We start from the raw sequence: 23,708 nt of genomic DNA, 5'->3' as shown, positions 1-23,708 counted from the left end.
ACGACCGAGATGGATGAACTCTCCGCCGCCGTGGTCGCCGGCGCCGCGCCCGACCAGCTCGCGGCGCTTCCGGTACCAGCCACGTACGTGGCCGCCCACACGCGTGTCGAGGATGTCGGGATGTTCAACGGGACCGCCGACAAGGACGTCCGCAAGTCCCTGCGGGTCGGGCCGGTGGACATGCCCCGGATCGCGCCCGACGAGGTTCTGGTCGCCGTGATGGCGAGCTGCGTCAACTACAACACCGTGTGGTCGGCGACCTTCGAGCCACTGCCCACCTTCGACTTCCTGCGGAACCTGGCGAAGCAGGGCGGGTGGGAGCGCCGACACGACCAGCCGTTCCACGCGCTCGGCTCGGACGGCGCCGGCGTCATCGTGCGCGTCGGCGAGGCGGTACGGCGGTGGAAGGTCGGCGACCGCGTGGTGCTCAGCCCGGTGCAGGCCGACGACCAGGAACCGGCGACGCACGCGGACGGCATGCTCGGGGTGGAGCAGCGCGCTTGGGGTTATGAGACCAACTTCGGTGGCCTCGCACACTACGCCGTCGTACGGGCCACCCAGCTGATCCCCAAGCCCACGCACCTGACCTGGGAGGAGGCGGCAAGCATCCCGGCGTGCGCGGGCACCGCGTACCGGATGTTGATCAGTGACCGCGGCGCCCGGATGAAGCAGGGCGACGTGGTGTTGATCTGGGGTGCCACCGGCGGTCTCGGGGTCCACGCGGTCCAACTCGTCCGCAGCGGCGGCGGCATCGCGGTCGGTGTGGTCGGCTCCGAGGAGAAGGCCGAGGTGCTGCGCCGACTCGGCTGCGACGTCGTGATCAACCGAAACGAGCTGGGGATCGGCCGCGACCTGGACGACCCGGCGACGGTGGTGCAGGCGGGCAAGCGCCTTGGCGCGATCATCCGTCGCGAGACCGGCGAGGACCCGCACATCGTCTTCGAGTACGTGGGCCGGGCCACGTTCGGCATCTCGATGTTCGTCACCCGCCGAGGCGGCACGGTGGTCACCTGCGGTTCCAGTTCGGGCTACCGGCACCAGTACGACAACCGCTACCTGTGGATGAAGCTGAAGCGCATCGTCGGCAGTCACGGCGCCAACATCCAGGAGATGTGGGAGACCAACCGGCTGGTCAACCTGGGCCGGATCAAGCCCGTGCTCTCCGCCCTGCACCCCTTGACCGAGGTGGCCGAGGCGACTCGCACGGTGCAGACCAACAGCCACTTCGGCAAGGTGGGCGTGCTGTGCCTGGCACCGGAAGCCGGCCTCGGAATCACCGATCCCGCGCTCCGGGACGAGTTGGGTACGGGGCGCGCCAACCCGTTTGGAGCAGGGATTTGAGTTCTCTCAGAAACGGCACCGGAATTCTTGGGACCGGCTCCTACCTGCCCCGCAAGGAATTGACGAACGACGAGATCGCGGAACGGTTCGACGTCACCGAGGAATGGATCCTCCGCAAGACCCGGATTCGGTCCCGACGGTACGCCTCGCCCAGCGAGGCGGTCTCCGACCTGGCGGTCAAGGCGGGGCGGCAGGCGCTGCGGGCGGCCGGGATCACCGCCGACCAGATCGACTATCTGATCGTGACCACCGGCACCGGCGACCACCCCTTCCCGCCCACCTCCTGCCTGGTACAGGCGATGCTCGGCGCCGAGCGGGCCGCCTGCTTCGACGTGAACATCGGGTGCAGCGGCTTCGTCTACGGTGTCGCCATCGCCCGCGGCCTGAGCACGTTCAAGCCGGACGCGTACTCGCTTGTCATATCGGCCGACCTCTACTCCCGGTTCGTCGACCCGGACGATCTCGGCGTGGTGGTGCTGCTCGCCGACGGTGCGGGCGCGGCAGTACTCGGCCCCGTCGCCGAATCGGCCGGCATCCTCGACGTCGAGCTGCGGGGCCGTGGCGACCGGAGTGAGTTGTTGAAGATCGAGGCCGGTGGCAGCCGCCGTCCGGCGTCGCTGAGCACGCTCGCGGAGGGCGGCCACTACCTGCGGATGATGGGCCGTGAGGTGACCTCGTTCGTGATGGAGACCGTGCCCGGCTCGGTGAGCGTCCTGCTCGACCGGGCCGGCGTCGACCCGTCCGACGTCGACCATTTCGTGCCCCACCAGGCCAACGGCGTCATCCTCGAACGGCTCGCCGACCTCCTCGAGCTGAAGAAGGCCCAGATCCACCGCACCATCGAGCGCTACGGCAACATGGGCAGCGCGTCGTTGGCGGTGACCCTGGACGAGGCCAACCGGGCCGGCCACCTGCACGACGGCGACCTGGTGATGCTCTCCGGGTTCGGCGGCGGGATGGCGCTCGGCAACTGTCTGCTGCGTTGGGCCGCCTGATGCCGGTCGAGGAGATCGCGAAGGTCGGCGTGGTGGGCTGCGGTGTCATGGGCGCTGGCCTGGTCGAGCTGTGCGCGCGGGCCGGTCTTCCGGTACGCGTCGCCGCGTCCAGCCGGCAGTCGGCCGAACGCGGACGGCGACGGCTGGCGTCCTGCTACACGGCGGCTGTCGAACGTGGCCGGATGTCGCTTGCCGAACGCGCCCGGGCCGAGGAACTGACGTCGTTCTCGGCCGACCTGGCCGACCTCGCCGACTGCGATCTGGTGATCGAGTCGGTCACCGAGGTCGAGGAACTGAAGGTCACGATCTTCAAAGGTCTGAGCACAGTCGTACCCTCCGGCACGGTGCTCGCGTCGAACACCTCGTCGATCCCACTTGACGCCCTGGTCGCTGCGGCCGGCGGGGTTCCGGTGCTGGGTCTGCACTTCTTCAACCCCGTACCGGTGATGCCGCTGGTGGAGCTTGCCCGGCCGGCGTCGACCGACGAGTCGGTGGCGAAGCGGGTGAGCGTCTTTCTCGCCGAGCGGCTCGGCAAGGAGGTGATCCGGTCCGCCAACCGGCCGGGCCTGATCGTCAACGCCCTGCTCGTGCCCTACCTGCTCGACGCGATCCGGATGGTCGAATCGGGCCACGCCACCGCCGACGACATCGACCGTGGGATGGTCGCCGGGTGCGGCTATCCGATGGGGCCGCTACGCCTCGCCGACATGGTCGGGCTGGACACGCTCGTCGAGGTGGCGGAGCGGCTCTTCCTGGAGCTCGCGAACCCCTCCTACAAGGCGCCCGCACTGTTGTTCGCGATGGTCGCCGAGGGGCGGCTGGGCCGCAAGTCCGGGCACGGCTTCTACCGGTACTGATCGCACGCCGCGACGGCCCGCCCGGCTTCCGGGCGGGCCGTCGCGTGTCGGTCGGGAACTCCGCTCACCAGAGGGGCCGCAGCGGCGGGATCACGTCACCCGCGCAGTTGCGGATCAGCCGGGCCAGCTGCGTCTGGAGCATCGCGAGCCGGTCCGGGCCGAGCTGGTGGGCGATCTGGCTCTCCAACTCGTGCAGGGTGCGGCCGGCGATCGCCAGGTGCGTCATCGCCTTGTCGGTCATCACGATGAGCCGCCGGCGGCCGCCCTGCGGGTGCGGTTTACGGGTCACATAGCCGCGTTCGGCCAGGAAGTCGACGATCTGGCCGATGGCCTGCTTGGTGACCCCCAGCTTCTCGGCTAGCTCGGTGCTGGTCGCGCCCTGCAGCCCGAGGGACTGGAAGAGCATGCCGTGCACCGGCCGCAGCTCGTGGTAGCCGAGGTCGTTCATCCGCAGCACGAATTCGCCGTGCACCAGCTGGAACGCCATGCCCAGCAGGAAGGTCAGCTCGGCATTGGCCAGCGGATCGGTGGAATTCGTGTCGGGCTGCACAGGTGCCGCACCAGCTGTGGCATCCGGAGTGGACAGTGCCCGAAGCCCTGCTGGATCCGTGTTGTCGGTCACGTGACGTCCCTCCTTCCACCGCCGTAGGCGGGTGCTGATCGTGTCGCCGCCGAGCCTTGATCGACCCGGGGTAAGCCTTGGCTCAGTTTAGCTTTGTCGCAGGTGAGACCCGACGGGAGCGCCCCTTACCGTCAAGTCTGGGGTTCCGGTAGGGGGTCGCACCGGGTTCTCCCGAGGAGATGCCGAACCTAGGCTGGCACCCACCGGGAAGGGAGCCCCCACATGTCCATCGGCACCGAACGATCGGGCGGCGCGGCGCCCCGGGCTGCCGATTCTTGGCTGCGTACCTTCCAGCCGGCACCGCAGGCCACCGTCCGGTTGATCTGCTTCCCGCACGCCGGCGGCTCGGCCACCTACTACCTGGCGACCGCCCGGGCACTCGCGCCCGAGATCGAGGTGGTGGCCGTGCAGTATCCCGGCCGCCAGGACCGGCTCGCCGAGCCGTGCATCGAAGCGATGCCCGACCTTGCCGAAGCGATCTTCGACGCGATCGGTGCCGTTTCCGGGCCGATCGCGCTCTTCGGCCACAGCATGGGTGCCACGCTGGCCTTCGAGGTGGCGCACCGCCTGGAAGCGGCCGGCCGCATCCCGGTCTGTCTGATCGCATCGGGCCGCCGTGCCCCGTCGCGGCACACCAACAGCGGGTTGCACCTGCTCGACGACGACGCGCTGCTCGCCGACCTGCGCCGGCTGAGCGGGACCAGCGCCGGCATCCTCGCGGACGCCGAGCTGATCCGGCTCTACCTGCCCGTCATCCGCTCCGACTACCGGGCCATCGAAACCTGCCCGCCCCGCGCTGACGTGAAGCTGCGCTGCCCGATCGTCGCCATCGGCGGCGACCGCGACCCACAGGCAAGCATCGACGACGTCCGCGCCTGGGCCGACCACGCCGGCGGGGGCTTCTCGTTCCGCGCCTTCAGCGGTGGTCACTTCTTCCTCGACAACCACGCTTCCGCCATCCTTGATCTGGTCCGGGCCGCCGTGCGGCGGTCTGCTCGACCGGTCGGCCCGGAGGCGTCGGCGCTCGGGGATTGAGCGTCCGGGGACCGAGCAGCGACTGGCTGAGGCGCGGCTCAGGTCTTCGGACTCACTCGGGGTCGGGTGGCGGCTGAGAAACCGCCACCCGGCCCCGAGATCCTGTCGGCAACACCGCCTTGACCCAGGGATTACGGCCGTCGGTCGGGACGGGCGGTGAGGGATCATCGACTGCTCAGGCTCCCGGGGCCGACCCTGGCCGGCCGGCGGGCTCCGGCTCGGCCGGGACGGCCGGCGAGACCGGGGCCGCGGCGACGGGCGGGGCCGGGGGCCGGCCGGGGAGGCGCAGGGCGACCAGCACCGCGAGCAGGGCGAACCCGGCGCAGATCAGCAGCCCCACCTGCATACCGGAGTGGTAGGCGTCGAAGACCTGGCCCCGCAGGCCGCCGACATCGCCGTCTCCGAGCACGTTCAGCGCACCGCCGATCGAGCCGGTTGCCTCGTCGCGCGAGCCGGCGGGCAACACGTCGGCCGCGTTGCCGAGCGAGTCGCGGTAGACAACGCCCAGGATGCTGCCGATCACCGCGACACCGAGTGCGCCAGCGACCTGCCGCACGGTGTTGGCCACGGCCTGACCCGCGCCGGCCTTGGCCATCGGGACCACTGACATCAGCGCCGCGGTTGCCGGCGCCAACACCACACCCCAGCCGAGGCCGAGCAGCACCTGCGCGGCGACGAGGACCACCGTGGGGGTGTCCCGCACGGCCAAGCTGAAGATCACCAGCGACGCGGTCATGCCGAGGGTGCCGGCGGCCACGACGCCACGGATACCGAAGCGCTTGATCAGCCGGGGGATCACGAACGAGACAGCGAATGCCGCAGCACCCATGGGGAGCATGAGCAGACCTGCCTGAGCCGGCTCGAGTCCGCGGACCGCCTGGAAGTAGACAGCGGTGACGAAGATGCCGCCGAGCAGGGCGAAGAATGCCAACGCGATGACGCTGGTGCCGGCCGCGAACCGCGTGTTGCCAAGCAGTACGACGTCGAGGGCGGGCGTCGCCATCCGGCGCTCGGTAAGCACCAGCACGAGGAGCAGGACGAGCCCGGCGGCAATCGGGCCGATCGAGTCGCCCGCCAGCCAGTCGTTGTCCTCGCCGCCGCGGACGATGCCGAAGGTCAACGAGCCGACGCCGAGCAGCGACAGCAGCACGCCGAGCGGGTCGAACTTCGCGTACTGCGGGTTGCGGGACTCCGGCACCAACCAGATGATCATAACCAGGCTGACCAGGATCAGGGGCACGTTGATCATGAAGATCGAGCCCCACCAGAACTTTTCGAGAAGTAGACCGCCGACGACCGGCCCGAAGGCGGTGCCGATGCCCGCCGCGCCGGCCCAGCCGGCGATCGCCTTGGGCCGCTCGGCCGGCGGGAAGACGTTGATCAGAATTGCCAGCGTGACGGTGGGCAGCGCGGCCGCACCAACACCCATCAACGCCCGCCAGACGATCAGCTGGTCGATCGAGCCGGACTGCGCCGCGAACAGCGACGTGATGCCGAAGATCAGCAGGCAGGCGATGAGCACTCTCTTGCGACCAAACCGGTCGGCGAGGACGCCCATGGTGAAGATGAAGGCCGCGAAGGTGATCAGGTACGAGTCGAGAGACCACTGAAGGTCGGCGTTGGACGCGTCGAGCTCGCGCTGGATCGTGGTCAGCGCGACGTTGAGGATCGTCAGATCCATAATCACGACCAGGACCGTCAACGCGAGCACCCACAAGATCAAGGGGCGCTTGCGCGCGTCGACTTCAGGAGTTTCCATCGTTAATCCTTCGATGTCGTGACACCGGGCTCCACACCGCGGTCGGGAAACTAAGTAAACTCGCTTTCCTCATGTGGGTCAAGCAGCTTTCCTTACCACCCCTACCGGGTATCGTCTGGGGTTGACAATGTCAAAGTCAAGAAGGTTTACTCGCCCAGTACCTCAAGTCTCAGCCCAGGAGTTGCCATGCCTGTCATCAGCGAAACCGAAGACCGCATCACCAGGAACCCCGCCGGCCTCGCGGCGGCACTCGCCGGCCCGAGCCAGGGCAGCAACCAGGTCAGCACGTGGCGGGTCGAGATGGCCGCCGGCACCGACGCCCCGGTCCACATGATCACCAAGGACCAGGTGTGGATGCCGATCAGCGGCGCTTTCGAGTTCGTCGTGGACGACGAGACCCTGCTGGTTCAGTCCGGCCAGGCCATCGTCATCCCGGCAGATGTCAAGCGCACGTTCCACGCCGTGGACGGCAAGGCCGAGGCGCTGGTTGCCATGGCCGTCGGAGGCGAGGCCTACGTGCCGGGCAGTGACGCCCGTCAGCAGCTGCCCTGGGCCAACTGAGGCCAGCGACATCATCGGTCCGTTCGGGAGGCACCTCGCACCCGAAACGGACCAGCTCGTCGGCAACAGCTAGGAGATGTGACCGCCCGCCCGGATCGCCGGCATGGGCAGGGCGGTCACATCTTCCTTCATTGCACCGGTCATCAACGGGAGGAAAATCATGACCGAAGCACAGGTCAAGGTGAGTTTTCCGATGGAAAGGAAATGCCCTTTCCAGCCGCCGGCGGAGTATGCCGAACTGCGCGAGAGCGAGCCGATCGCACTTGTCGACCGCGCGGCCGGCGGCACGACCTGGGTCGCCACCAAGCATGAGTACGTCCGTAAGCTCCTCGCCGATCCGCGGGTCAGCTCCGACCGCTCCCGGCCCAACAACCCCAGCCTGGTGCCGATCCCCCCGCAGTTCCTCCAACCCATCAACCGGCCATTGGTCATCCTCGACCCTCCCGAGCACACCCGGCACCGTCGTCTGATCATCAACGAGTTCACGATGAAGCGGGTGCAGAACCTGCGCCCCAACATCCAGCGCATCGTTGACACCTGCATCGACGACATCCTCGCCGGCGAGAATCCGACCGACCTGGTGGAAAATCTGGCTCGGCCGGTGCCCACCCTGGTGATCTGCGAGCTGCTCGGCATCTCGTACGAGGAGCGCAAGATCTTCTGGGATGCCAGCTCCCGGGTCTTCCGCGAGACAAGCACCCCGCAGGAGATCGGCGCGGCCTTCCAGGAGCTACGCGGCTTCCTCGACGCCCAGATCGCGGCGAAGGAGGCCAACCCGGGCGACGACCTGCTCAGCCGCCTGGTGGTCCGCTACCAGGAGGAGGGCATCTACGAGCGGGCGCGCATCATCAGCACGGCGCTCGGCCTGCTGGTGGCGGGTCACGAGACCACGGCAAACATGATCGGGTTGGGTGCCGCGGCGCTGCTGAGCCACCCAGATCAGCTCGCCGAGTTCCGGGCCGACCCCGCGCTTGCCGCACAGACGGTCGAGGAGCTGTTGCGCTACTGCAGCATCACCGACGTGATCACCGCCCGGACGGTCACCGAGGACATCGAGATCGGCGGGGTGACGCTGCAGGCCGGCGACGGCGTGGTGGCGCTCGGCGGTGCGGCCAACCGCGACCCCGAGGTCTTCCCCGAACCGGACACGTTCGACATCCACCGCACCAGCCGTCAGCACGTCGCCTTCGGCTACGGCCCGCACCAGTGCCTCGGTGCCAACCTGGCCCGGGTCGAGCTTGAGATCGTCTACACCACGCTCTTCAAGCGCATCCCCACGCTGCGCCTGACCGTGCCGCTCGAAGAACTCCCGTTCAAGAACCTGGCCCCTGTCTACGGCCTGCGTTCCCTGCCGGCAGCCTGGTGAGGGCGCCGGCCATGGCCCGAGTGACAATCGAGCGCGGCCGTTGCACAGGGGCGGCGACCTGCGTGTCCATGAGCCCGGACATCTTCGACCAGGACCAGGACGACGGCATGGTGCTGTTGCTCATCGACGAGGTCGGCCCGGACCGCGTCGAGGAACTCCGCGACGTGGTGGCCGCCTGCCCCACCCGCACCATCACCCTCCACGGGGCCTGACCGCCGATCGAGGCGGACTGGTCCACGGGCACGACGGCGAACCGCCCAGGCACCCGCCACCGACTGCCGCAGCGTCCACAAGTTCGGCGTTCGGCAGCTCGGGGCGGGCGCATGTCGCACCTGACCCGGGCACACCGCGAGGTGTACCCGGAGCACGCCGCCGTGCGCCAGAGCGTGCGGCCGGGAAGCGCACCCCGCCACCCCCGAGGGGCGTGCACCCCGGCCGCACGCGGGGCCAGCATCCTGAGCGGTAAACAATGTTGGCGAATCGCCCGGTTGGAATGATCCGTCAAGTAACCGACGCAGTGGGCACCTATTAGTCGATGGTATTGGCGCGAGCGGACCGCCGGCCGCACCGACGAGCCCCTGGCCCGGAATTGATCAGGAGCCTACCGATGATTGTGGGCAATGGGTCGAAAAGTACTGTCTCGCCCATTCGGCTCGAATCAATCGACTTAGACGATCACCAGTGCGCAGGAGACGGCCCCGTCCACTCCCATCGACGTCACCAGAGCTGGTCTGCCCAATTTTCGATCACCGTGAGCGGCGGCGAGCAGGGTCGCCACCTGGAATGCACCCAATGCGCTAAAACTGTTACCGATCTTCCGGCTGGGGGTCAACAGCAGCGGACGAGCCGACCCGAGCGCCCGCTCCACGGCGAGGCTCTCCGCGCGGTCCGCGTCGCCGTCCCCACTCTGCCCGAGGCTGACCGCCCAGAGGTCGGCCGGGTCGACGCCGGCTCGGCGCAGCAGGGTGCCGATCGCCTCGGCGAGCGCCTGCGCACCGTCGGCGAGCGGTGCCGTGCCGGCCTCGAAACCGGCGAGCCGGGCCACCGGAGGCGCGGTCTGGGAGCCCTCCGCGCGGGCACGTTCGACGAGGAACAGAACGCAGCCCTCACCCATCGGCACCCGCTCGCCAGCGGGCCCGGCCGCGCTCCGCATGTGGTGCGCCGCCCAGGCGATCGGGGGCGAGAGCTCCTCGACGGCACCGACCAGCAACCGCTCGGCGTACCCACGGCGGATCATCCGGCTGGCGTACCGCAGAGCGGCGATTCCGGTGCTGTGACCTGCGGAAATGGTGCTGTTCAGCCCGCGCAGGCTATGCCAGATGGCGGTACGACCGGCGGCCCCGTTCATCACCGTGTTGGGGAAGTGCGCGGGGTTGACGAAGTACGGCTTGTCCTGGACGAAGGTGTCGCGCAGGAAGGTGGTGATGCTGTCGATGCTGCCGGCGCTGGTGCCGAGGACCAGGCCGGTGTCGGGCACCGCGGCCGCTGGTTGCTCGTCCAACAGCATGGTGCTCGTGGCGAGGACCATCATCGTCATCCGGTCCAACGTGCGGGTGCCCTTGCCACGCACCAGACCGGCCAGGTTGTCGGCGTCGATCAGATAACCGGGCGGCGGACCACCGTCGCCAACCACCGGCCCCGAGCGCCCCGGACGATCGGAGCGGAAGCCCTCCAGGAAGGACTCGCGGCCGACGCCCCAGGGCGAGAGAGTAGACCATCCGACGATGCACGGCGCCGTCGTAAACACCACACCTCCCCGTTTACCGCCTGATTCGGACCGAATTTTGAACGGTGACAAGCGGCTTTTCAAACACTACACTCACTCACGAAGCTTTTGAAGCCACGGGGGGCCTGAGAGCGGGCGTCCGATCGCGTGGTTATCGCACAAGATCATGTGAGGTCGACGCATGTCTGTATTGAGCGAAACGAATCGGAAGCGCATCACCGACATCGTTTCCGAAATCCTCGAGATCGACCCCGACGAAATGTCCGAAACGAGTCTCTTCAAAGAAGATCACGACGCCGACTCACTGCGCGCCATCGAGATTTTGGCGGCCCTGGAGCGTGAGTTCAAGGTTGAGATCGACCAGGCCGAGCTGGCCCGGATGGTCAACCTGGCCGGCATCTACCAGGTGGTCGACGAGGCCGCCTCGGCCAAGGGCTGAGCGCTGATGCCGATGGTGGCCACTCCCGACGCGGAGCGGGTGGTGGTGACCGGGCTCGGCCCGGTCACCAGCATCGGCGTGGGGCTCGACGCCTTCGCCGCCGGGCTGGCCGCCGGGCGCAGCGGTGTGCGGCCGATCTCGGTCTTCGACACCGCCGGGTTCGGCCACGCCAACGGGTGCGAGGTGACCGACTTCAAGCCCGACTTCGACAACGTGCCGGCCGAGCGGCTCGGTCGAGCGTCCCGGTTCTCGGTCGCCGCCGCCGGGCTGGCGCTCCGCGACGCCGGGGTCCGGCCGGCCGACCTGGCCGGCAGGCCCGGCCTGGTCACCGTCGGCACGACCGACGGCGAGTCCGCCGACATCGACGCGCTCACCGAGCTCGCCGTTCGCAGCGGTCCCGAACATCTGCCCGCGGACGTGGTCGGGCGGGTCGCGGCCAGTTGGCTGTCCACCTCGGTGGCCCGGGAGTACGACCTGCGCGGCGCGGAGACGGCCACCCTGGCCACCGCCTGCGCGGCCGGTAACTACGCAATCGGGTACGCGTACGACACCCTGCGTCTCGGTGAGGCGGAGTACGCCCTGTGCGGGGGCGCGGACGCGATGTGCCGCAAGACCTTCGCCGGCTTCTACCGGCTGGGCACTATCGCGCCGACGGTGTGCCAGCCGTTCGACGCCGACCGCTCCGGCATCCTGACCGGCGAGGGCTCCGGCATGCTCTTCCTGGAGACGCTGGCGAGCGCGAAACGCCGCGGCGCCCGGGTCCACGCCGAGATCCTGGGGTACGGCATGACCTGCGACGCCAGCCATCCGGTCGCGCCCGACGGCGTCAGCATCGCGGCCTGCATCAGCAACGCGCACCGCAACGCGGGCATCGAACCGGGGCAGGTCGATCTGATCTCGGCGCACGGCACCGGCACCAGGGCCAACGACCTCACCGAGGCGGCCGCGATCCGCGCGGTGTTCGGCGAGACACCGCCGCCGACAGTGTCGATGAAGTCGATGATCGGCCACACCATGGGCGCGGCGAGCGCACTGGCCGCGATCGGCTGTGCGATCGCCATCGAGCGGGGGTTCATCCCGCCCACCATCAACCACCGGCGCACCGACCCGCAGATCGGTCTCGACTGTGTGCCGAACGAGGCGCGTCCCGCCGAGCTGCGCGTGGTACAGAACAACGGGTTCGCGTTCGGCGGCAACAACGCGATCCTGGTGCTGGCCCGGCCCGGCGGTGCGCGATGAACCTCGTCATCACTGGCCTGGGCATGGTCAGCGCGCTGGGCGGGGACGTGCGCTCGTCGTTCGACGCCTTCGTCGCCGGGCACACCGCCCGACGCCCGCTGCAGCAGTTCGACCCGACGCTGTACCGGGTGCGCCACGCATACCAGATCGACGGGCCCGACGAGCCCGGCCGGCCCGGCCGATGGCTCGCCGCCGCCGTCGAGGAGGCGCTGAGCCAGGCCGGCCTGCCCGCCGGCGTCCAACCGCCGGCCCTGGTCGGCACCGGTTTGGCCGAGCAACGCTCGATGGAGCTCTGGCACACCGCCGGCGCCACCGTGACCCTGGACGACCTGCACTTCGCCGGGGCGCTCGCCAACTCGACCGGCCTGTCGAGCGTTGTCACCTTCGTCAACGCGTGCGCGGCCAGCCTCAGCGCACTGGCCGCCGCGTCCGACCTCCTGGCGCTCGGCGAGGCCGAGGCGGTGGTGGTCGCCGGCACCGACGGGCTTTCCGAGAGCATGTTCGGCCTGCTGGACCGGGTGAACCCGAGGCCACCGGCCGAGGTCCGACCGTTCGACGCCGGCCGGGTGGGCGTCATCCTCGGCGAGGGCGCGGCAGCCGTGGTGCTCGAGCGTGCCGACCGCGCCGCCGCCCGGGGGGCCGTCGCCCTCGCGACCCTACGGGGCGTGGCCGCCACCTGCGACGCCTACCACGTGACAGCCCCGCTGCGCAGCGGGATCGGGCGCGCGTTCACCGACGCGTACCAGCGGGCAGGTGTGCGGCCCGAGGACGTCGACCTGGTGTTCGCGCACGGCACGGGCACGGTGCTCAACGATGCGACCGAGGCCGAGGCGCTCGGCGACGCGTACGCCGCAGCCCCCAGCCGCCCGGCGGTGACCGCACTGAAGTCCCTGATCGGGCACACGAGCGGCGCCTCTGGTCTGATGAGCCTGATCACCGCGGTGTGCGCGATGGCCGACGGCCAGGTGCCGCCGACCCGTAACCACACCGACCCGATCGAGCCGATCCGGCCGTTCCCGGTGGTGACCGGCGCGGCCCGGCACGCCGCGGTCGGGACGGCCCAGGTCGACGCGTTCGGTTTCGGCGGGGTGAACGCGGTGGCCGTGCTGGAACGCCCGTCCCCGACACCGCCGACGGGCGCAGGTCCGGCCGCGGCTGATGTGGTGATCACCGGGACCGGCGTCGAGGTGCGCGGCATCGCCAACGCCGCCGGGCTGTCCGGAGCGACGCCGTCCGGAGCCGACTTCGACCCCGTGCCGCTGTTGGGCCGCCGCGGTCTGCGCTACAAGGACCGGGCCACTCTTCTCGCCCTCTGCGCCGCGACGAAAGCGCTGACAGCAGCCGGGCTGAGCCGCCCGGCCGGACCGGCGCGACACTCCACCGACCCGCCCGACGACCAGTTCGGCGTGGTGGTCAGCACCGACCTCGCTCTGCTCGACACGGTCTGTCGCGTGGTCGACGAGTTGCACGCCGGCGGGGTTGTCGGCACCAGCCCGATGGACCTGCCCAACGTCTCCGGCAACGTGGCCGCCTCGCAGTTGGCGATCTGGTTCGGGCTCGGCGGGGTCAACCTGACCGTCTCGGCGGGTGCCACCTCGGGGCTGGAAGCGCTACGGCACGCTGCGGCCGCCATCCGTGCCGGCCGGGTACGCCGGATGCTCGTCGTCGGGGTGGAGCCGGACGGCCCGGCCGTGCGACGGCTGCTCGCCGACACGGCGAAGCGGCACGGCGGCCCGGTGCCGGCCGCGTTCGACGGCGCGGCCGCGGTGGTGCTCGAGGCCGCCGACCCGGAGCGCCGGCCGATGGCCACCCTGCGCGGGTACGACCGGTCCGGCGCGCCGACAGCGCCCGGCAGCGGGTTGTGGGGCCCGCCCTGCGCGGCACACGGCTCCCCCCGTCCTCCGGCCGGTGTCGACACGCTCGACCTGAGTGGGCTCGGCGAGGCGCGCGGGGCGTACGGGGTGTTGCAGGTCGCCGCCGCGGCGGACCTGCTCGCGGCTGGCTCGGCTACGCACTCGCTGCTCACCGCGGGCGGCTGTTGGGGCGCACCGTACGCGTCACTGACGTTGAAGGGCCCACGATGCTGAACGAGGTCGTGAGCGCTCGGCTGGTGCGTCCCGCGACCAGCACCCCGTCGACGATCACCGGGCTTCTGCACGGGCTGGGTTCGGGCACGAGTGTCTGGGAGGGGCTGCTTCCGCTGCTTCCACCTCAGCTCGAGGTGTGGGCCTACCAACTGCCGTGGGACACCGCCGGCGGCAGCGGCTGGGCCGAGCACCGGGACAGCCGGGTGTGGCTGGAGCGGGCGTTCGACAGCGCACCGGTGCGACCCGAACTCGTCGTGGCGCACTCGTTCGGAGCCAACGTCCTGCTCGACGCCATCTGTGCCGGTGCGGCGAGGCTGGGACGCGGCCTGGTCCTGATCTCGCCCTTCTATCGGCCGGCGCCACGGGCCTTCGACTGGGCCGCGATGAGCCACTACATGAACGACTTCGACGAGCTGATCCGCTCCGGCATCAAGGCCCGGCGCGGGCCGCGACTGGGCACCGCGTTCACCTCGGCCGGCGAGGACGACCTGCTGGAGGCCATGGTGGCGAAGGTCCGCGAGCGCATCGGACCGTACGGCTGGCTGCGGTTCTTCGACCTGTTCACCCAGACACCGTTCCTCGACCTGTCCGCCGTCGACGTGCCGTGCCTGGTCTTGGGCGGCGGTCGGGACACCGCCGCCTACCCGGCCGACGTACGCAGCCTCGGCGGCGCGTTGCCGGACGCCCAAACGCACATCCTGCCGGATTCCGGCCACTTCTCGATGATCGACGACACCGCTGGAGTCGCCGCGCTTGCCGGGCCATTCCTCGGTGGGCTGAGCACCGGCGTCATGAACCGCCAAGAGGGGAGCAGGACCTGATGGCCACCACGATGCCGGCGGCGCGCACCGAAGTGTTCGGTCGCCCGCGCTTCGAGGGATCGAACATCTGCACCTGGATCGGCTTCAAACACGTCATGTACCTGATCGAGGAGGCGGTGCTGGGCCACCTCCGGGAGGTCGGTTCGGTGCCCCGCCAGCTCTACGAGGAGCAGGGTCTGGGCGTGGAGATCGTGGAGAGCGACGCCCGGATCGCTTCGGCGTTGCACATGGACGACGAGGTCCGCACCGAGGTGACGGCCGGGGCACCGGAAGCCGACGGGACGCTTCTGCTCCGTACCCGATCGTTCGTCGACCGTCCCAAGGGCACCGTTCGCGCGGTGACCGCAACGGTTCGGGTCGCCATCCGTGAGCCTGGTCCGGCGGTGGCGTTGCCACCGGCACCGGCGAATCTTTTCGGACGCGGCAGCCTGGCCCCGGACCCGGACGTGGCGAAGCTGATCGAGGGAACCAACGCGGTGGCCTGGCGTTGGCGGATCCCCTACTTCTACTGCCACTTCTCCCGGCACATCCAACACTCCGGCTACCTACGGGTGATGGAAGAGGTCGTCGACCTGTTCCTGGCCGAGCGGGGCATCTCCATCCGGTCCTACCTGGACGGGCGGGCGTGGATCCCGGTGGTGCCGCGCGCCTCGGTGCGCATCCTCGAAGACGCGCTCATGGAAGAGGAGCTGCACACCGTCTACTCGGTCGAGGAGATCTACAAGGACTTCACCTACACATCCCGGATGGACTGCTACGTCAAGCGCGACGGGCGCCTGATCCCCACCGCGACCGGTCGCATCACCCACGGCTACGCGAAGGTGCTCAACCGCGCCGACTGGGAGCTGGTCCCCTTCGACGCGCGGACGTTGACCGCGCTGAGCGGGGGTGCGCGATGACCGGCACCACGCTCAACCTGCAGGCGGCCAAGCTCGCGATCGAGCTGTTCCACTCCGGCAAGGTCGAGCTGATGCGACAGATGCTCGCCGAGGATGTCGTGTGGAAGGTTCCGCACGTCAACCCGCTGGCCGCCGACATCATCGGGGTCGACGAGGTTCTCGAGTTCTTCCGGCGGGTGCAGACCGAAACCGCTGGCACGTTCGGTGCCGAGGTCCTGGAGATCGCTGCCAACCAGAACGCCGTCTTCTGCCTGATGCGGGTCCATGGCAAGCGCAACGGCAAGACCCTCGACCAGAAAGTCATAAACGTCTGGAAGCTCCGCGAATCGGACGGCAAGGTGACCGAACGCGAGCTGTTCATGGAGGACCAGCCTGCCTCAGACGAGTTCTGGGCCTACTGAAAATTGTCTGTTCAACCACGGAAGGGACACATCACATGACCGCGGGCACCACTGAGAAGACGGCGGCGGACAACCGCTTCATCCGGCTCCTGACCATCGGGCACGCCCGGTTCTACACGGCCCACCTCGAGCGCCTCAGCGAGGGGATCGACGAGAACGTCGTGTGGTACACGCCCGGCAACCACCCGCTGTCCGGGCGTATCGACGGGCTTCCCGGTGTGCTGGAGTGGCTGCGCAAGAGCGCGGAGGTCACCAACGGGACGTTCCGCGCCGAGACTCACAAGATCGTCGCCGACGGCGACACCGCCGTCGTGATCGCGACCTGGCGGGGCGAACGCAAGGGCCTGACCCTCGAGATGCCCGGCGTGCACGTTTTCAAGATCAACCCGGAGACCGAGAAGGTCGTCGAGGCACGCATCTGGGTCTACGACGACGTCTTCGTCAACAAGTTCTGGTCCGCCTAGGAGGCGACGTGAGAGTGCGGCTGCCCGCATCGCTGAGCCAGAGCGGCAAGGCCGGCATGGTTGACGTCGACGTACCGGCGGTCACCACGCTACGTGCCGTGCTGGCCGAGATCGAGCGAAAGATCCCCGGGGCCACCCGCAGGATCATGGACGAGGAGGGCAAGCTCTACCGCTTCGTCAACCTGTACGTCAACGGCGACGACATCCGGAACAGCGACGGCATCGACACCACGGTCCACAGCACCGACGAGGTGCTGATCCTGCCCGCGGTTAGCGGCGGATGAGCATCGTGCAACCAGCTGCAGCGAGCCGGGCGCCCGACTACGACGTGATCGTGGTGGGCGCCCGGACGGCCGGGTCGCCGACAGCGATGCTGCTGGCCCGCCGTGGATGGCGAGTGTTGCTCGTCGATCGGATGACCTTTCCGAGCGACATGATGTCGTCACACTTCATCCATGCCTACGGGGTGGCCCGCCTGGCCCGGTGGGGCCTGCTGGACCGCCTGCTCAAGACGGGTTGCCCGCCGGTCGACCGGTTGGCCTCCGACTGGGGGCCGATCCAGCTGACCGGCACTCCCCCGCCCTACGAGGGGTACCGGTTCGGGGTCTGCCCGCGCCGCATCGTGCTCGACCACCTGCTGCTCCAGGCGGCACAGGAGGCCGGCGTCGAGGTCGAGCAGGCCGCCGGGGTGACCGGCCTGCTCGGTGACGCCGACCGGGTCACCGGTGTCCGGCTGCGCCGGCAGGGCCGGGCCCCGGTCGACGTCACCGCGCGCTACGTGGTCGGGGCGGACGGAATGCGCTCCTTCGTCGCCCGCACTGTCAACGCCGAGGAATACCACACGATCCCGTCGCTGACCACGACGTACCTGACGTACTGGGAGAACCTCCCGATGGACCGGCTGCTGATCCACTGGCGGCCGGGCCGGTGCGTGCCCGCGATCCCCACCCACGACGGGCTCACAGTGGTCCTCTCCGGCTGGTCGCACGACGAATGGCGGCGCTACCGCAGCGACGTCGAGGGCAACTACCTGGAGACCGTGCGCACCCAGACCAGCCCGGAGTTCGCGGAGCGGTTCCAGGACGCGCGGCGGGTGCACAAGTTCGTCGGCACACATGACGTGCCGAACTTCTTCCGGAGGCCGTACGGGCCGGGCTGGGCGCTTGTCGGCGACGCCGGCTATCACAAGGATCCGGTGACCGCTCTCGGCATCTCCGACGCCTTCCGGGACGTGGAGCTGGTCAGCGACGCGCTGCACCAGAGCCTGGCCGGCGAGCGCACCGAGGAGGAGGCGTTCGGGCACTACCAGCGGCGACGCGACGAGTTGGCCGAGCCGATCTTCCGCTACACCATCGAGCAGGCCCGCTATCTGCCGCTGACCAACATGCAGATGCTGGTGCTGCGGGCCCTCGAGATCGACGACAACGCGCGGGACCGGTTCTTCGGGGTGCTCGCGGGCAGCGTGCACCCCGACGAGTTCGGCTCACTGTCCAGTGTGGCGACATTGCTGATGCGGACCGGTCTGATGCCCGGAGGGGCCAAATGACCTCGTCAGACGGTCAGGAACTCACCACCGTCGACGCCGATCACATTGCCGGTGATCCAGGACGATCGCGCCCGCGACAGCAGCACTACCGCCTCGGCCACGTCCTCTGGCGTGGTCAGACGACCGTGCGGGTTACCCAGACTGGCCCGCTCGCTCAGAGCGTCGCTGCCGGGGATGCGCCGGAACGACTCGGTGAGCGTGATGCCGGCCCGCAACGCGTTCACGCTGATCCCGTGCGGTGCCGCTTCCACGGCGAGCTGGCGCACGTGGCTCTCCAGAGCCGCCTTGGCCGCCGAGACCGGCCCGTAGTGGCTGGTGAAGCGTGCCGTGCCGGCACTGGTCATGGCGAAGACCTTCGAGCCGTCGACGAGCAGTCCCGCGGCGAACAGATCCTGGAACCAGTAGATCAGGCTGTTGGCCATCACGTTGAACGTCATGTCGATCTGCCTCGCGGTGGCGCCGGGCTGCTCGGGCAAGGGCAGCAGCGGCACCAGCGACCCGAAGGCCAGCGAGTGCATAAGCACCCGCACACCCGCCCCGTCGGTCAGCTTGCCCAGCTTGGCAACCACCTCGGCGCGGACGGAGGCGCTCGCCGCGTTGGCGTTGAAGAATTCGACGCGTACGCCGAAGGCACGCAACTCCTCGACCAACTGATCGACCTCGTGTTGCCGGCCCGACGTGTCGAGATGTACCCCGGCGATGTTGCAGCCGGCCGCCGCCAGACCGAGCGCGGTGCTCCGTCCCATTCCGGCCGAGACCCCGAGGATCAAGCTCCACTGGCCGTTCAACACGTCGTCCATCCGGTCCTCCTCGTTCCGTGCCGCTCAGCGGTCGCTCAACGTCAGTGCTGCCAGGTTGCCGTGCGGACTCGACGCGACCACGGTGGCCCGGCCGTGCACAGCCAGCAGGTCGAGCGCGGCGAGCAGGGGTGCGAGGGTCAGGTATGGCGCGTCGGCGGGGACGATCACCCAGGGCGTCCCGTCATCCTCCGGAGGCCGACCGTGGAAGCGACTGAAGCCGCCCGCCACTGTGGCCAACGGGGTGGCGCCCCGCTCGATCGCCGTCTGCCGCGACTCGAGCACCAGACAACACGCCCCTTCCCCGGCCATACCGCCCCCAGGTCGGTAGGCGGTGGGCCTTTCCTCGGTCGCACCGGCGAGGCCGAGTCGGGCCCGACCCCGTCGGATCGCCCCGGCCATCGTCAGGACCGCGTCGATGCCGGCGACCATCGGATTGGTCAGGGTCAGATTGAAGGCGCGCATCGCCCATCTCATCGACACGTGGCTGGCCGCCAGGTTCACCGAGAAGTTGGGCGCCTCGGCGGGGCTGAGCCAGTGCGCGCCCTCGGTGCGTACCGTCTGGTCGAGCCGACCGACGACCGGATCCGCGGCGAAGTTGGTGCCGACGGCCACACCCATCGACTCGGGTGCCATGGTCGCCGGGTCCAGCTTCGCGTCGGCCATCGCGAGCTGGGCGGTGGCGAGCAGAAACCGGGTTGCCGGCGTGAGGTACTTCCAGCCGCGGGCCCCGAGGTGCTCGGCCGGGTCGAACCAGCCGGCGGCACCGTCCGACGGGGCCGTTTCCGGTGAGACGAGAGAGGCCGATCCGGTCAACACCACGTCGCCGCTCATGCCACGCTCCCCAGCAGCACCGAGATGTTGTTGCCGCCGAACGCGTAGGCGTTGACCAGGGCGTGCCGTGCCCGGGTCGTGGACGCCACCTCCGGGAGGCGGATCGGGCAGGCGGGATCGGGATCGGCGAGCGGCACGTTGGGCGGGATCTCCCGACGCGCGACGATCAGCGCGGCGGTCAACAGGGCGAAGGCGCCGGCGGCTCCGCCGGTGTGGCCGAGCATCGCCTTCAGGCTGTACGCCGGCAGGGCGTCACCGGCCCCGAAGACCGCACCGAGGGCGCGGGCTTCGACCTCGTCGTTGAGCGGAGTGCCGGTTCCGTGCGGGACGACACAGTCGACCTCGTCTGGGCTGGCACCTGCCTCGGCCAGGGCGTCGCGCATCGCACGGACGATCTGCTGGGCGCCCCGGTCCGGCGCGGTCGGGTGGTGCCCGTCGCAGCTCCAGCCGGCTCCGGCCACCGTCGCGTAGCCGCGACGGCCGCGACGGCGGGCGCTCGACTCGGACTCGACCACCATCATCGCGGCGCCCTCACCGAAGATCGTGCCGCGGCGACCGGCGTCGAACGGCCGGCACACCACCGGGTCGAGCGCACCCATCCGGTTGAAGCAGGCCACCCCGACCCGCGTGTATCCGTCGGCACCGCCGGCGAGCACGATGTCCGCCGCGCCGTCACGGATCAGGTCGGCGGCCAAACTGACGCTGTACGCCGAGGCGGAGCACGCGGTGCTCACGCTGGTGACCGGACCGCCGAGACCGAGGCCGCTCGCGAGCGTCGCGGCGACCTTGAACGGGAACGCTGTGACGCCCTCCGGCCCGGGACCGTCGTCCGGTGCCCACTCGAAGAGGCTGACGTCGCCCACGCCGGTGCCCACGCTCACGCCGACCTCGGCGAGGTCGCCACCGGCCAGGCCCGCGTCGGCGAGCGCCTCCCGGGCCGCGGCGAGCGCGAAGGTCGACGTACGCCCCGGAGTGCCGGCACCGGAGTCGGATTCGACGGGCATCGGCGGCACCGCGTAGAGCAGCCGATTGTCCATGTCGGCCCGGGGATCGTCGACGGGTGCGGGAACGCTGCGCGCACTGGCGAGCCCGGCCCAATAGGCGTCCACCCCGTTTCCGACGCAAGAGGTGACGCCCAGGCCGGTAATGAGTATCCGCTCCAACTGTGCCCCCCGCGCCGCGAATTTCGACAACCGCTTCGAGTATAGGTATGCAACGCTGTGAACAACAGTCTCTGAGGGAGCCGCAGACGTGGAGCACGAAGTCGTTACCTACAACCCGATGTCGCCCGGATATTTCGCTGATCCCTATCCGCACTATTCGCAACTTCGGGCCGAGAACCCGGTTCACCTGACCAAATTCGGATTTTTTATCGTCACTCGATACGAGGATGTGCTGGCCGCGTACGAAAATCCGCTGCTCTCCCGCGACACGCGTGGCTGGAACGGATTCCGCGATTGGCGGCGCAGCCCCGACGACGGGCCGCTGGAGAAGATGATGAGCAACTGGCTCGTCATGATCGATCCGCCTCGACACACGCCACTGCGGGAGATCCACGAACGCGCGCTCAGCCCCGCCGTGCTGGCCGGCTGCCGTCCCGCGGTCGCCGCTCTGGTGCACGAACTGCTCGCGCCGGGGCTCGCGGCCGGCGGGCTGGACCTGGTCGGCGACTTCGCCAACCCGCTCCCGGTCTACGTGATCAACCATCTGCTCGGCCTACCTCGGGCCGACTGGGAGCAGTTCGTGGCCTGGTCCCGGGCCATCTCGCTGACGTCGGAGCCAATGCTGACCCGCAAGGTGCTCCAGGCCGGGCAGGACGCGTTGACCGCCATGTACGAGTACTTCGGATCACTCGTCGACAGGCGCACCGCACACCCCGGCGACGATGTCCTGAGCCTGCTCGCCCAGGGCACGACGAACGCCCGGATGACCCGGGAGGAGTTGCTGGACAGCCTCGTGTTCCTCTACCAGGCGAGTCACCCGACCGGCACCCAGATGCTCGCGCTGGGGCTGTTGTCGCTGGTCAACCACCCCGACCAACTGGCCGCACTGCGCGCCGACCCGGGCCTGCTGCCGACCGCGATCGAGGAACTCCAGCGTTTTGACGGCCCGGTGCAGATGAACGACCGAGTCGCGAGCGTCGATCTCGACCTCTTCGGCCAGCACATTGAGGCGGGCCAGCTGGTGCGACTCTGCCTCGCCTCGGCCAACCGCGACCCGGACGCGCTACCCGGCGCCGAGGAACTGGACATCACCCGCGAGAAGCCCCGCCACTTCGGGTACGGGCACGGTCTGCACTACTGCGTTGCCGCGGCGCTCGGGCGGATACAGACCCAGGAGAGCTTCGCCGCGCTGCTGGCCGGAGCACCTGACCTGCGAATCCCCGACGTCAAGCTGCGTTTCCTGCCGTCGGCGAGCAACCGGGGTCTGGCCGCCCTGCCGGTGTTGTTCTGACGGTCCGGTCCGAGCCGGGGCGGCAATTCCGCCCCGGCCACCGGGCCGTCCACGCGCGATCGCGCCCACCAGGGATCGCGCGGCCAGGCCCTCGGGCGCGCCGCGCGTCCCAGCCGTCGAGCGCGCCCCGCGTCCTGGCCATCAGGGCGTGCCGTGCGTCCCGGCCATCGGGCGCCCCGCGCGTCCCGGCCGCCGTGATGGCGCACCCGGTGCCTGCGCCGCCCGGGTGCGACGTCGCCCTGGCCGATGTCGACGTGCCGGGCACCCAGGTCGACAAGCACTTGTAGGCGTGTCGGGCTGCGGTCGGGGCCGCGCCCGCGGAGCCTCCCCGGACATGGCGACGCGGCCGCAACGCTGCGGCCGCGTGGCACATGGGGCTGGTCAGGCTGCCGCCAGCTTCTCCTCGACCATCTCGCGCACCTCTCCGAACGAGGTCATGTCGCGCACCTCGTCCTCCGAGATCTTGATCTCGTATTTGCGCTCGAGCGCGACCAGCACCTCCAAGGCCTTCAGCGAGTCGACGCCAAGCTCGGCGACGAAATTCGCATCGTCGGTCACGCTTTCCGGATCGAGGTCGAGCACGTCGGCAACGAAACGGCGCAGCTCTTCCGGATCGAGTGTTCTAACGCTCGAGGACATCCGTCGACTCCTATTCAATCGCATCAGGACGCGACCCCCCGATGAGGACGCAAAAGCCGAATTCAGGTTACCCTGGAAGGGCAGTCGGACAACAGGGCTTGAGTGGTTCATATCAAAGGAACAAGATGCGCTCCGCAATGATCAACAGCTTGGTTATTTCATGATCCTCGGATACCCCTAGTCCCGGCAACAATCGCTTGTCCGACATTCCGATCCGATCCAGCGCGCTAGCCGACACCAGCACTCGCGCGTCATCGTCGAGCAGTCGCCGGATGGCCGCCCGGTAGTCGGGATAGACACCCCAACCGGCGCCGCCCAGCTCGATCGGCCCCGGCGGTGCGGTGTCGATCGCATACATCGCGGCGAGCCCGCGCAGCAGCACCACCATCGGGGACTGTCGGTGCAGGCCGTGCGCCAGCCACAACTCGTGCGCGTACTGCTCCTCGATCGCGCCGCGGTGGGCCCGCTCCAGAATCGCCACTGTCGTCATTTGGTCCCCAGCACCAGGCTCACGTCGGCTGCCCGGGAGCGCTCGACGAACTCGTACGGCGGACGGATGCGCACCGCCGGGATCTGCGCCGACGCCCCCCGCTCCTCGGCGCAGTAGCGGCAGACCAGCCACGCCAGCCGACCGGCGGACCAGTCGATCAGGTGTGTGGCGAGCGCAGCGGACGACGGGTAGTCGCGGTCCCACTCGGTCAGGTTGCGTGGCTTGGTCGGGGCCAGGCCGGTAACCGTCAGCGCGGTCGAGTAACCGCAGGTCCAGAGAGTCGTCTGATGGCCCTGCCGGACCGCCTCCTCGGCCATACGGACCGCCGTGGTAAAG

The 23,708-nt window shown here is 69.4% G+C and carries 26 protein-coding genes; 17 read left to right on the top strand and 9 right to left on the bottom strand.

The annotated features are described in order from the left end of the window. The first annotated feature begins 9 nt into the window (after window positions 1-9). Genes ccrA through AB0B86_RS14505 form a run of 3 tightly spaced genes read left to right on the top strand, consistent with a single transcriptional unit; the run spans window position 10 to window position 3,193 of the window. Window positions 10-1,341 carry a crotonyl-CoA carboxylase/reductase gene (gene ccrA / locus AB0B86_RS14515; RefSeq protein ID WP_357403400.1) on the top strand — a complete coding sequence of 444 codons (1,332 nt, stop codon included), beginning with the start codon at window positions 10-12 and terminating at the stop codon, window positions 1,339-1,341. Continuing rightward, on the top strand, window positions 1,338-2,336 hold the full coding sequence (locus AB0B86_RS14510; RefSeq protein ID WP_357403402.1) for a ketoacyl-ACP synthase III: 999 nt from the start codon (window positions 1,338-1,340) through the stop codon (window positions 2,334-2,336). The genes ccrA and AB0B86_RS14510 overlap by 4 nt, the downstream gene beginning before the upstream one ends. Next, on the top strand, window positions 2,336-3,193 hold the full coding sequence (locus tag AB0B86_RS14505; protein ID WP_357418099.1) for a 3-hydroxybutyryl-CoA dehydrogenase: 858 nt from the start codon (window positions 2,336-2,338) through the stop codon (window positions 3,191-3,193). Before AB0B86_RS14510 ends, AB0B86_RS14505 begins: the two co-directional genes overlap by 1 nt. A gap of 64 nt (window positions 3,194-3,257) precedes the next feature. Here the strand turns inward: AB0B86_RS14505 and AB0B86_RS14500 are convergent, their stop codons facing one another. Further along, window positions 3,258-3,815, bottom strand: coding sequence for a MarR family transcriptional regulator (locus AB0B86_RS14500; RefSeq protein ID WP_357403406.1), 558 nt, complete (start codon window positions 3,813-3,815; stop codon window positions 3,258-3,260). Between the two features lie 222 nt (window positions 3,816-4,037). Here AB0B86_RS14500 and AB0B86_RS14495 point away from each other — a divergent pair, with 222 nt between their 5' ends. Then, window positions 4,038-4,850 carry an alpha/beta fold hydrolase gene (locus AB0B86_RS14495; protein ID WP_357403408.1) on the top strand — a complete coding sequence of 271 codons (813 nt, stop codon included), beginning with the start codon at window positions 4,038-4,040 and terminating at the stop codon, window positions 4,848-4,850. 175 nt (window positions 4,851-5,025) lie between these two features. On the opposite strand, the gene AB0B86_RS14490 is transcribed toward AB0B86_RS14495, so the two are convergent. Further along, on the bottom strand, window positions 5,026-6,609 hold the full coding sequence (locus AB0B86_RS14490; RefSeq protein ID WP_357403410.1) for an MFS transporter: 1,584 nt from the start codon (window positions 6,607-6,609) through the stop codon (window positions 5,026-5,028). 186 nt (window positions 6,610-6,795) lie between these two features. Between AB0B86_RS14490 and AB0B86_RS14485 the strand changes: the two genes are divergently transcribed. The 3 genes from AB0B86_RS14485 to AB0B86_RS14475 all read left to right on the top strand — a co-directional run bounded on the left by AB0B86_RS14485 (window position 6,796) and on the right by AB0B86_RS14475 (window position 8,748). Then, on the top strand, window positions 6,796-7,170 hold the full coding sequence (locus AB0B86_RS14485) for a cupin domain-containing protein (protein WP_357403412.1): 375 nt from the start codon (window positions 6,796-6,798) through the stop codon (window positions 7,168-7,170). Window positions 7,171-7,330: 160 nt separating this feature from the next. Beyond that, window positions 7,331-8,536, top strand: a complete 1,206-nt coding sequence (locus tag AB0B86_RS14480; protein WP_357403414.1) for a cytochrome P450 — start codon at window positions 7,331-7,333, stop codon at window positions 8,534-8,536. A gap of 11 nt (window positions 8,537-8,547) precedes the next feature. Then, a complete protein-coding gene (locus AB0B86_RS14475; protein WP_357403416.1) occupies window positions 8,548-8,748 on the top strand; it encodes a ferredoxin in 201 nt (66 codons plus the stop codon). A gap of 455 nt (window positions 8,749-9,203) precedes the next feature. Here the strand turns inward: AB0B86_RS14475 and AB0B86_RS14470 are convergent, their stop codons facing one another. Continuing rightward, window positions 9,204-10,283: a beta-ketoacyl synthase N-terminal-like domain-containing protein gene (locus AB0B86_RS14470; protein WP_357418097.1), complete on the bottom strand. Its 1,080-nt coding sequence runs from the start codon at window positions 10,281-10,283 to the stop codon at window positions 9,204-9,206. A gap of 160 nt (window positions 10,284-10,443) precedes the next feature. Between AB0B86_RS14470 and AB0B86_RS14465 the strand changes: the two genes are divergently transcribed. From AB0B86_RS14465 to AB0B86_RS14425, 9 genes are read left to right on the top strand one after another with little or no spacing between them, the layout of a single operon-like run. After that, entirely contained in the window at window positions 10,444-10,701 is a 258-nt protein-coding gene (locus AB0B86_RS14465) for an acyl carrier protein (RefSeq protein ID WP_357403420.1), read from the top strand. A gap of 6 nt (window positions 10,702-10,707) precedes the next feature. Then, complete coding sequence (locus AB0B86_RS14460; protein WP_357403422.1) at window positions 10,708-11,940, top strand: beta-ketoacyl-[acyl-carrier-protein] synthase family protein; 1,233 nt, start codon at window positions 10,708-10,710, stop codon at window positions 11,938-11,940. After that, window positions 11,937-14,027 carry a beta-ketoacyl synthase N-terminal-like domain-containing protein gene (locus AB0B86_RS14455; RefSeq protein ID WP_357418095.1) on the top strand — a complete coding sequence of 697 codons (2,091 nt, stop codon included), beginning with the start codon at window positions 11,937-11,939 and terminating at the stop codon, window positions 14,025-14,027. The genes AB0B86_RS14460 and AB0B86_RS14455 overlap by 4 nt, the downstream gene beginning before the upstream one ends. Further along, window positions 14,021-14,848 carry an alpha/beta hydrolase gene (locus tag AB0B86_RS14450; protein WP_357403426.1) on the top strand — a complete coding sequence of 276 codons (828 nt, stop codon included), beginning with the start codon at window positions 14,021-14,023 and terminating at the stop codon, window positions 14,846-14,848. Before AB0B86_RS14455 ends, AB0B86_RS14450 begins: the two co-directional genes overlap by 7 nt. After that, window positions 14,848-15,747: a thioesterase family protein gene (locus AB0B86_RS14445; RefSeq protein WP_357403428.1), complete on the top strand. Its 900-nt coding sequence runs from the start codon at window positions 14,848-14,850 to the stop codon at window positions 15,745-15,747. The genes AB0B86_RS14450 and AB0B86_RS14445 overlap by 1 nt, the downstream gene beginning before the upstream one ends. After that, window positions 15,744-16,148 (top strand): nuclear transport factor 2 family protein, encoded by a 405-nt coding sequence (locus tag AB0B86_RS14440; RefSeq protein ID WP_357403430.1) that lies wholly within the window; start codon window positions 15,744-15,746, stop codon window positions 16,146-16,148. Before AB0B86_RS14445 ends, AB0B86_RS14440 begins: the two co-directional genes overlap by 4 nt. Window positions 16,149-16,183: 35 nt before the next feature. Continuing rightward, the gene (locus AB0B86_RS14435; RefSeq protein ID WP_357403432.1) at window positions 16,184-16,612 is read left to right on the top strand and encodes a nuclear transport factor 2 family protein; all 429 of its coding nucleotides are present in this window, start codon (window positions 16,184-16,186) and stop codon (window positions 16,610-16,612) included. An 8-nt stretch (window positions 16,613-16,620) separates the two neighbouring features. After that, a complete protein-coding gene (locus AB0B86_RS14430; protein WP_357403435.1) occupies window positions 16,621-16,896 on the top strand; it encodes a ubiquitin-like small modifier protein 1 in 276 nt (91 codons plus the stop codon). After that, the gene (locus tag AB0B86_RS14425) at window positions 16,893-18,158 is read left to right on the top strand and encodes an NAD(P)/FAD-dependent oxidoreductase (protein WP_357418092.1); all 1,266 of its coding nucleotides are present in this window, start codon (window positions 16,893-16,895) and stop codon (window positions 18,156-18,158) included. The genes AB0B86_RS14430 and AB0B86_RS14425 overlap by 4 nt, the downstream gene beginning before the upstream one ends. A gap of 5 nt (window positions 18,159-18,163) precedes the next feature. On the opposite strand, the gene AB0B86_RS14420 is transcribed toward AB0B86_RS14425, so the two are convergent. From AB0B86_RS14420 to AB0B86_RS14410, 3 genes are read right to left on the bottom strand one after another with little or no spacing between them, the layout of a single operon-like run. Beyond that, complete coding sequence (locus AB0B86_RS14420; protein ID WP_357403439.1) at window positions 18,164-18,958, bottom strand: SDR family oxidoreductase; 795 nt, start codon at window positions 18,956-18,958, stop codon at window positions 18,164-18,166. A gap of 24 nt (window positions 18,959-18,982) precedes the next feature. Continuing rightward, window positions 18,983-19,789: a beta-ketoacyl synthase N-terminal-like domain-containing protein gene (locus tag AB0B86_RS14415; protein ID WP_357403441.1), complete on the bottom strand. Its 807-nt coding sequence runs from the start codon at window positions 19,787-19,789 to the stop codon at window positions 18,983-18,985. Further along, the gene (locus AB0B86_RS14410) at window positions 19,786-20,982 is read right to left on the bottom strand and encodes a beta-ketoacyl synthase N-terminal-like domain-containing protein (protein ID WP_357403443.1); all 1,197 of its coding nucleotides are present in this window, start codon (window positions 20,980-20,982) and stop codon (window positions 19,786-19,788) included. The genes AB0B86_RS14415 and AB0B86_RS14410 overlap by 4 nt, the downstream gene beginning before the upstream one ends. Window positions 20,983-21,040: 58 nt before the next feature. Between AB0B86_RS14410 and AB0B86_RS14405 the strand changes: the two genes are divergently transcribed. Next, complete coding sequence (locus tag AB0B86_RS14405) at window positions 21,041-22,243, top strand: cytochrome P450 (protein ID WP_357418090.1); 1,203 nt, start codon at window positions 21,041-21,043, stop codon at window positions 22,241-22,243. Between the two features lie 381 nt (window positions 22,244-22,624). Here the strand turns inward: AB0B86_RS14405 and AB0B86_RS14400 are convergent, their stop codons facing one another. The 3 genes from AB0B86_RS14400 to AB0B86_RS14390 form a co-directional block, all read right to left on the bottom strand. Beyond that, on the bottom strand, window positions 22,625-22,882 hold the full coding sequence (locus tag AB0B86_RS14400) for an acyl carrier protein (RefSeq protein ID WP_357403447.1): 258 nt from the start codon (window positions 22,880-22,882) through the stop codon (window positions 22,625-22,627). A 112-nt stretch (window positions 22,883-22,994) separates the two neighbouring features. Beyond that, the gene (locus tag AB0B86_RS14395) at window positions 22,995-23,363 is read right to left on the bottom strand and encodes a hypothetical protein (protein WP_357418087.1); all 369 of its coding nucleotides are present in this window, start codon (window positions 23,361-23,363) and stop codon (window positions 22,995-22,997) included. Between the two features lie 5 nt (window positions 23,364-23,368). Continuing rightward, window positions 23,369-23,689 carry a hypothetical protein gene (locus AB0B86_RS14390; protein ID WP_357418085.1) on the bottom strand — a complete coding sequence of 107 codons (321 nt, stop codon included), beginning with the start codon at window positions 23,687-23,689 and terminating at the stop codon, window positions 23,369-23,371. Window positions 23,690-23,708: the final 19 nt, after the last annotated feature.

It is taken from the genome of Micromonospora sp. NPDC049047, from assembly GCF_040649135.1.
In the GTDB taxonomy this organism is placed as follows: domain Bacteria; phylum Actinomycetota; class Actinomycetes; order Mycobacteriales; family Micromonosporaceae; genus Micromonospora.
The sequence above is the reverse complement of the archived record's forward strand: the minus strand, read 5'-3'. Positions and strand labels throughout refer to the sequence as shown.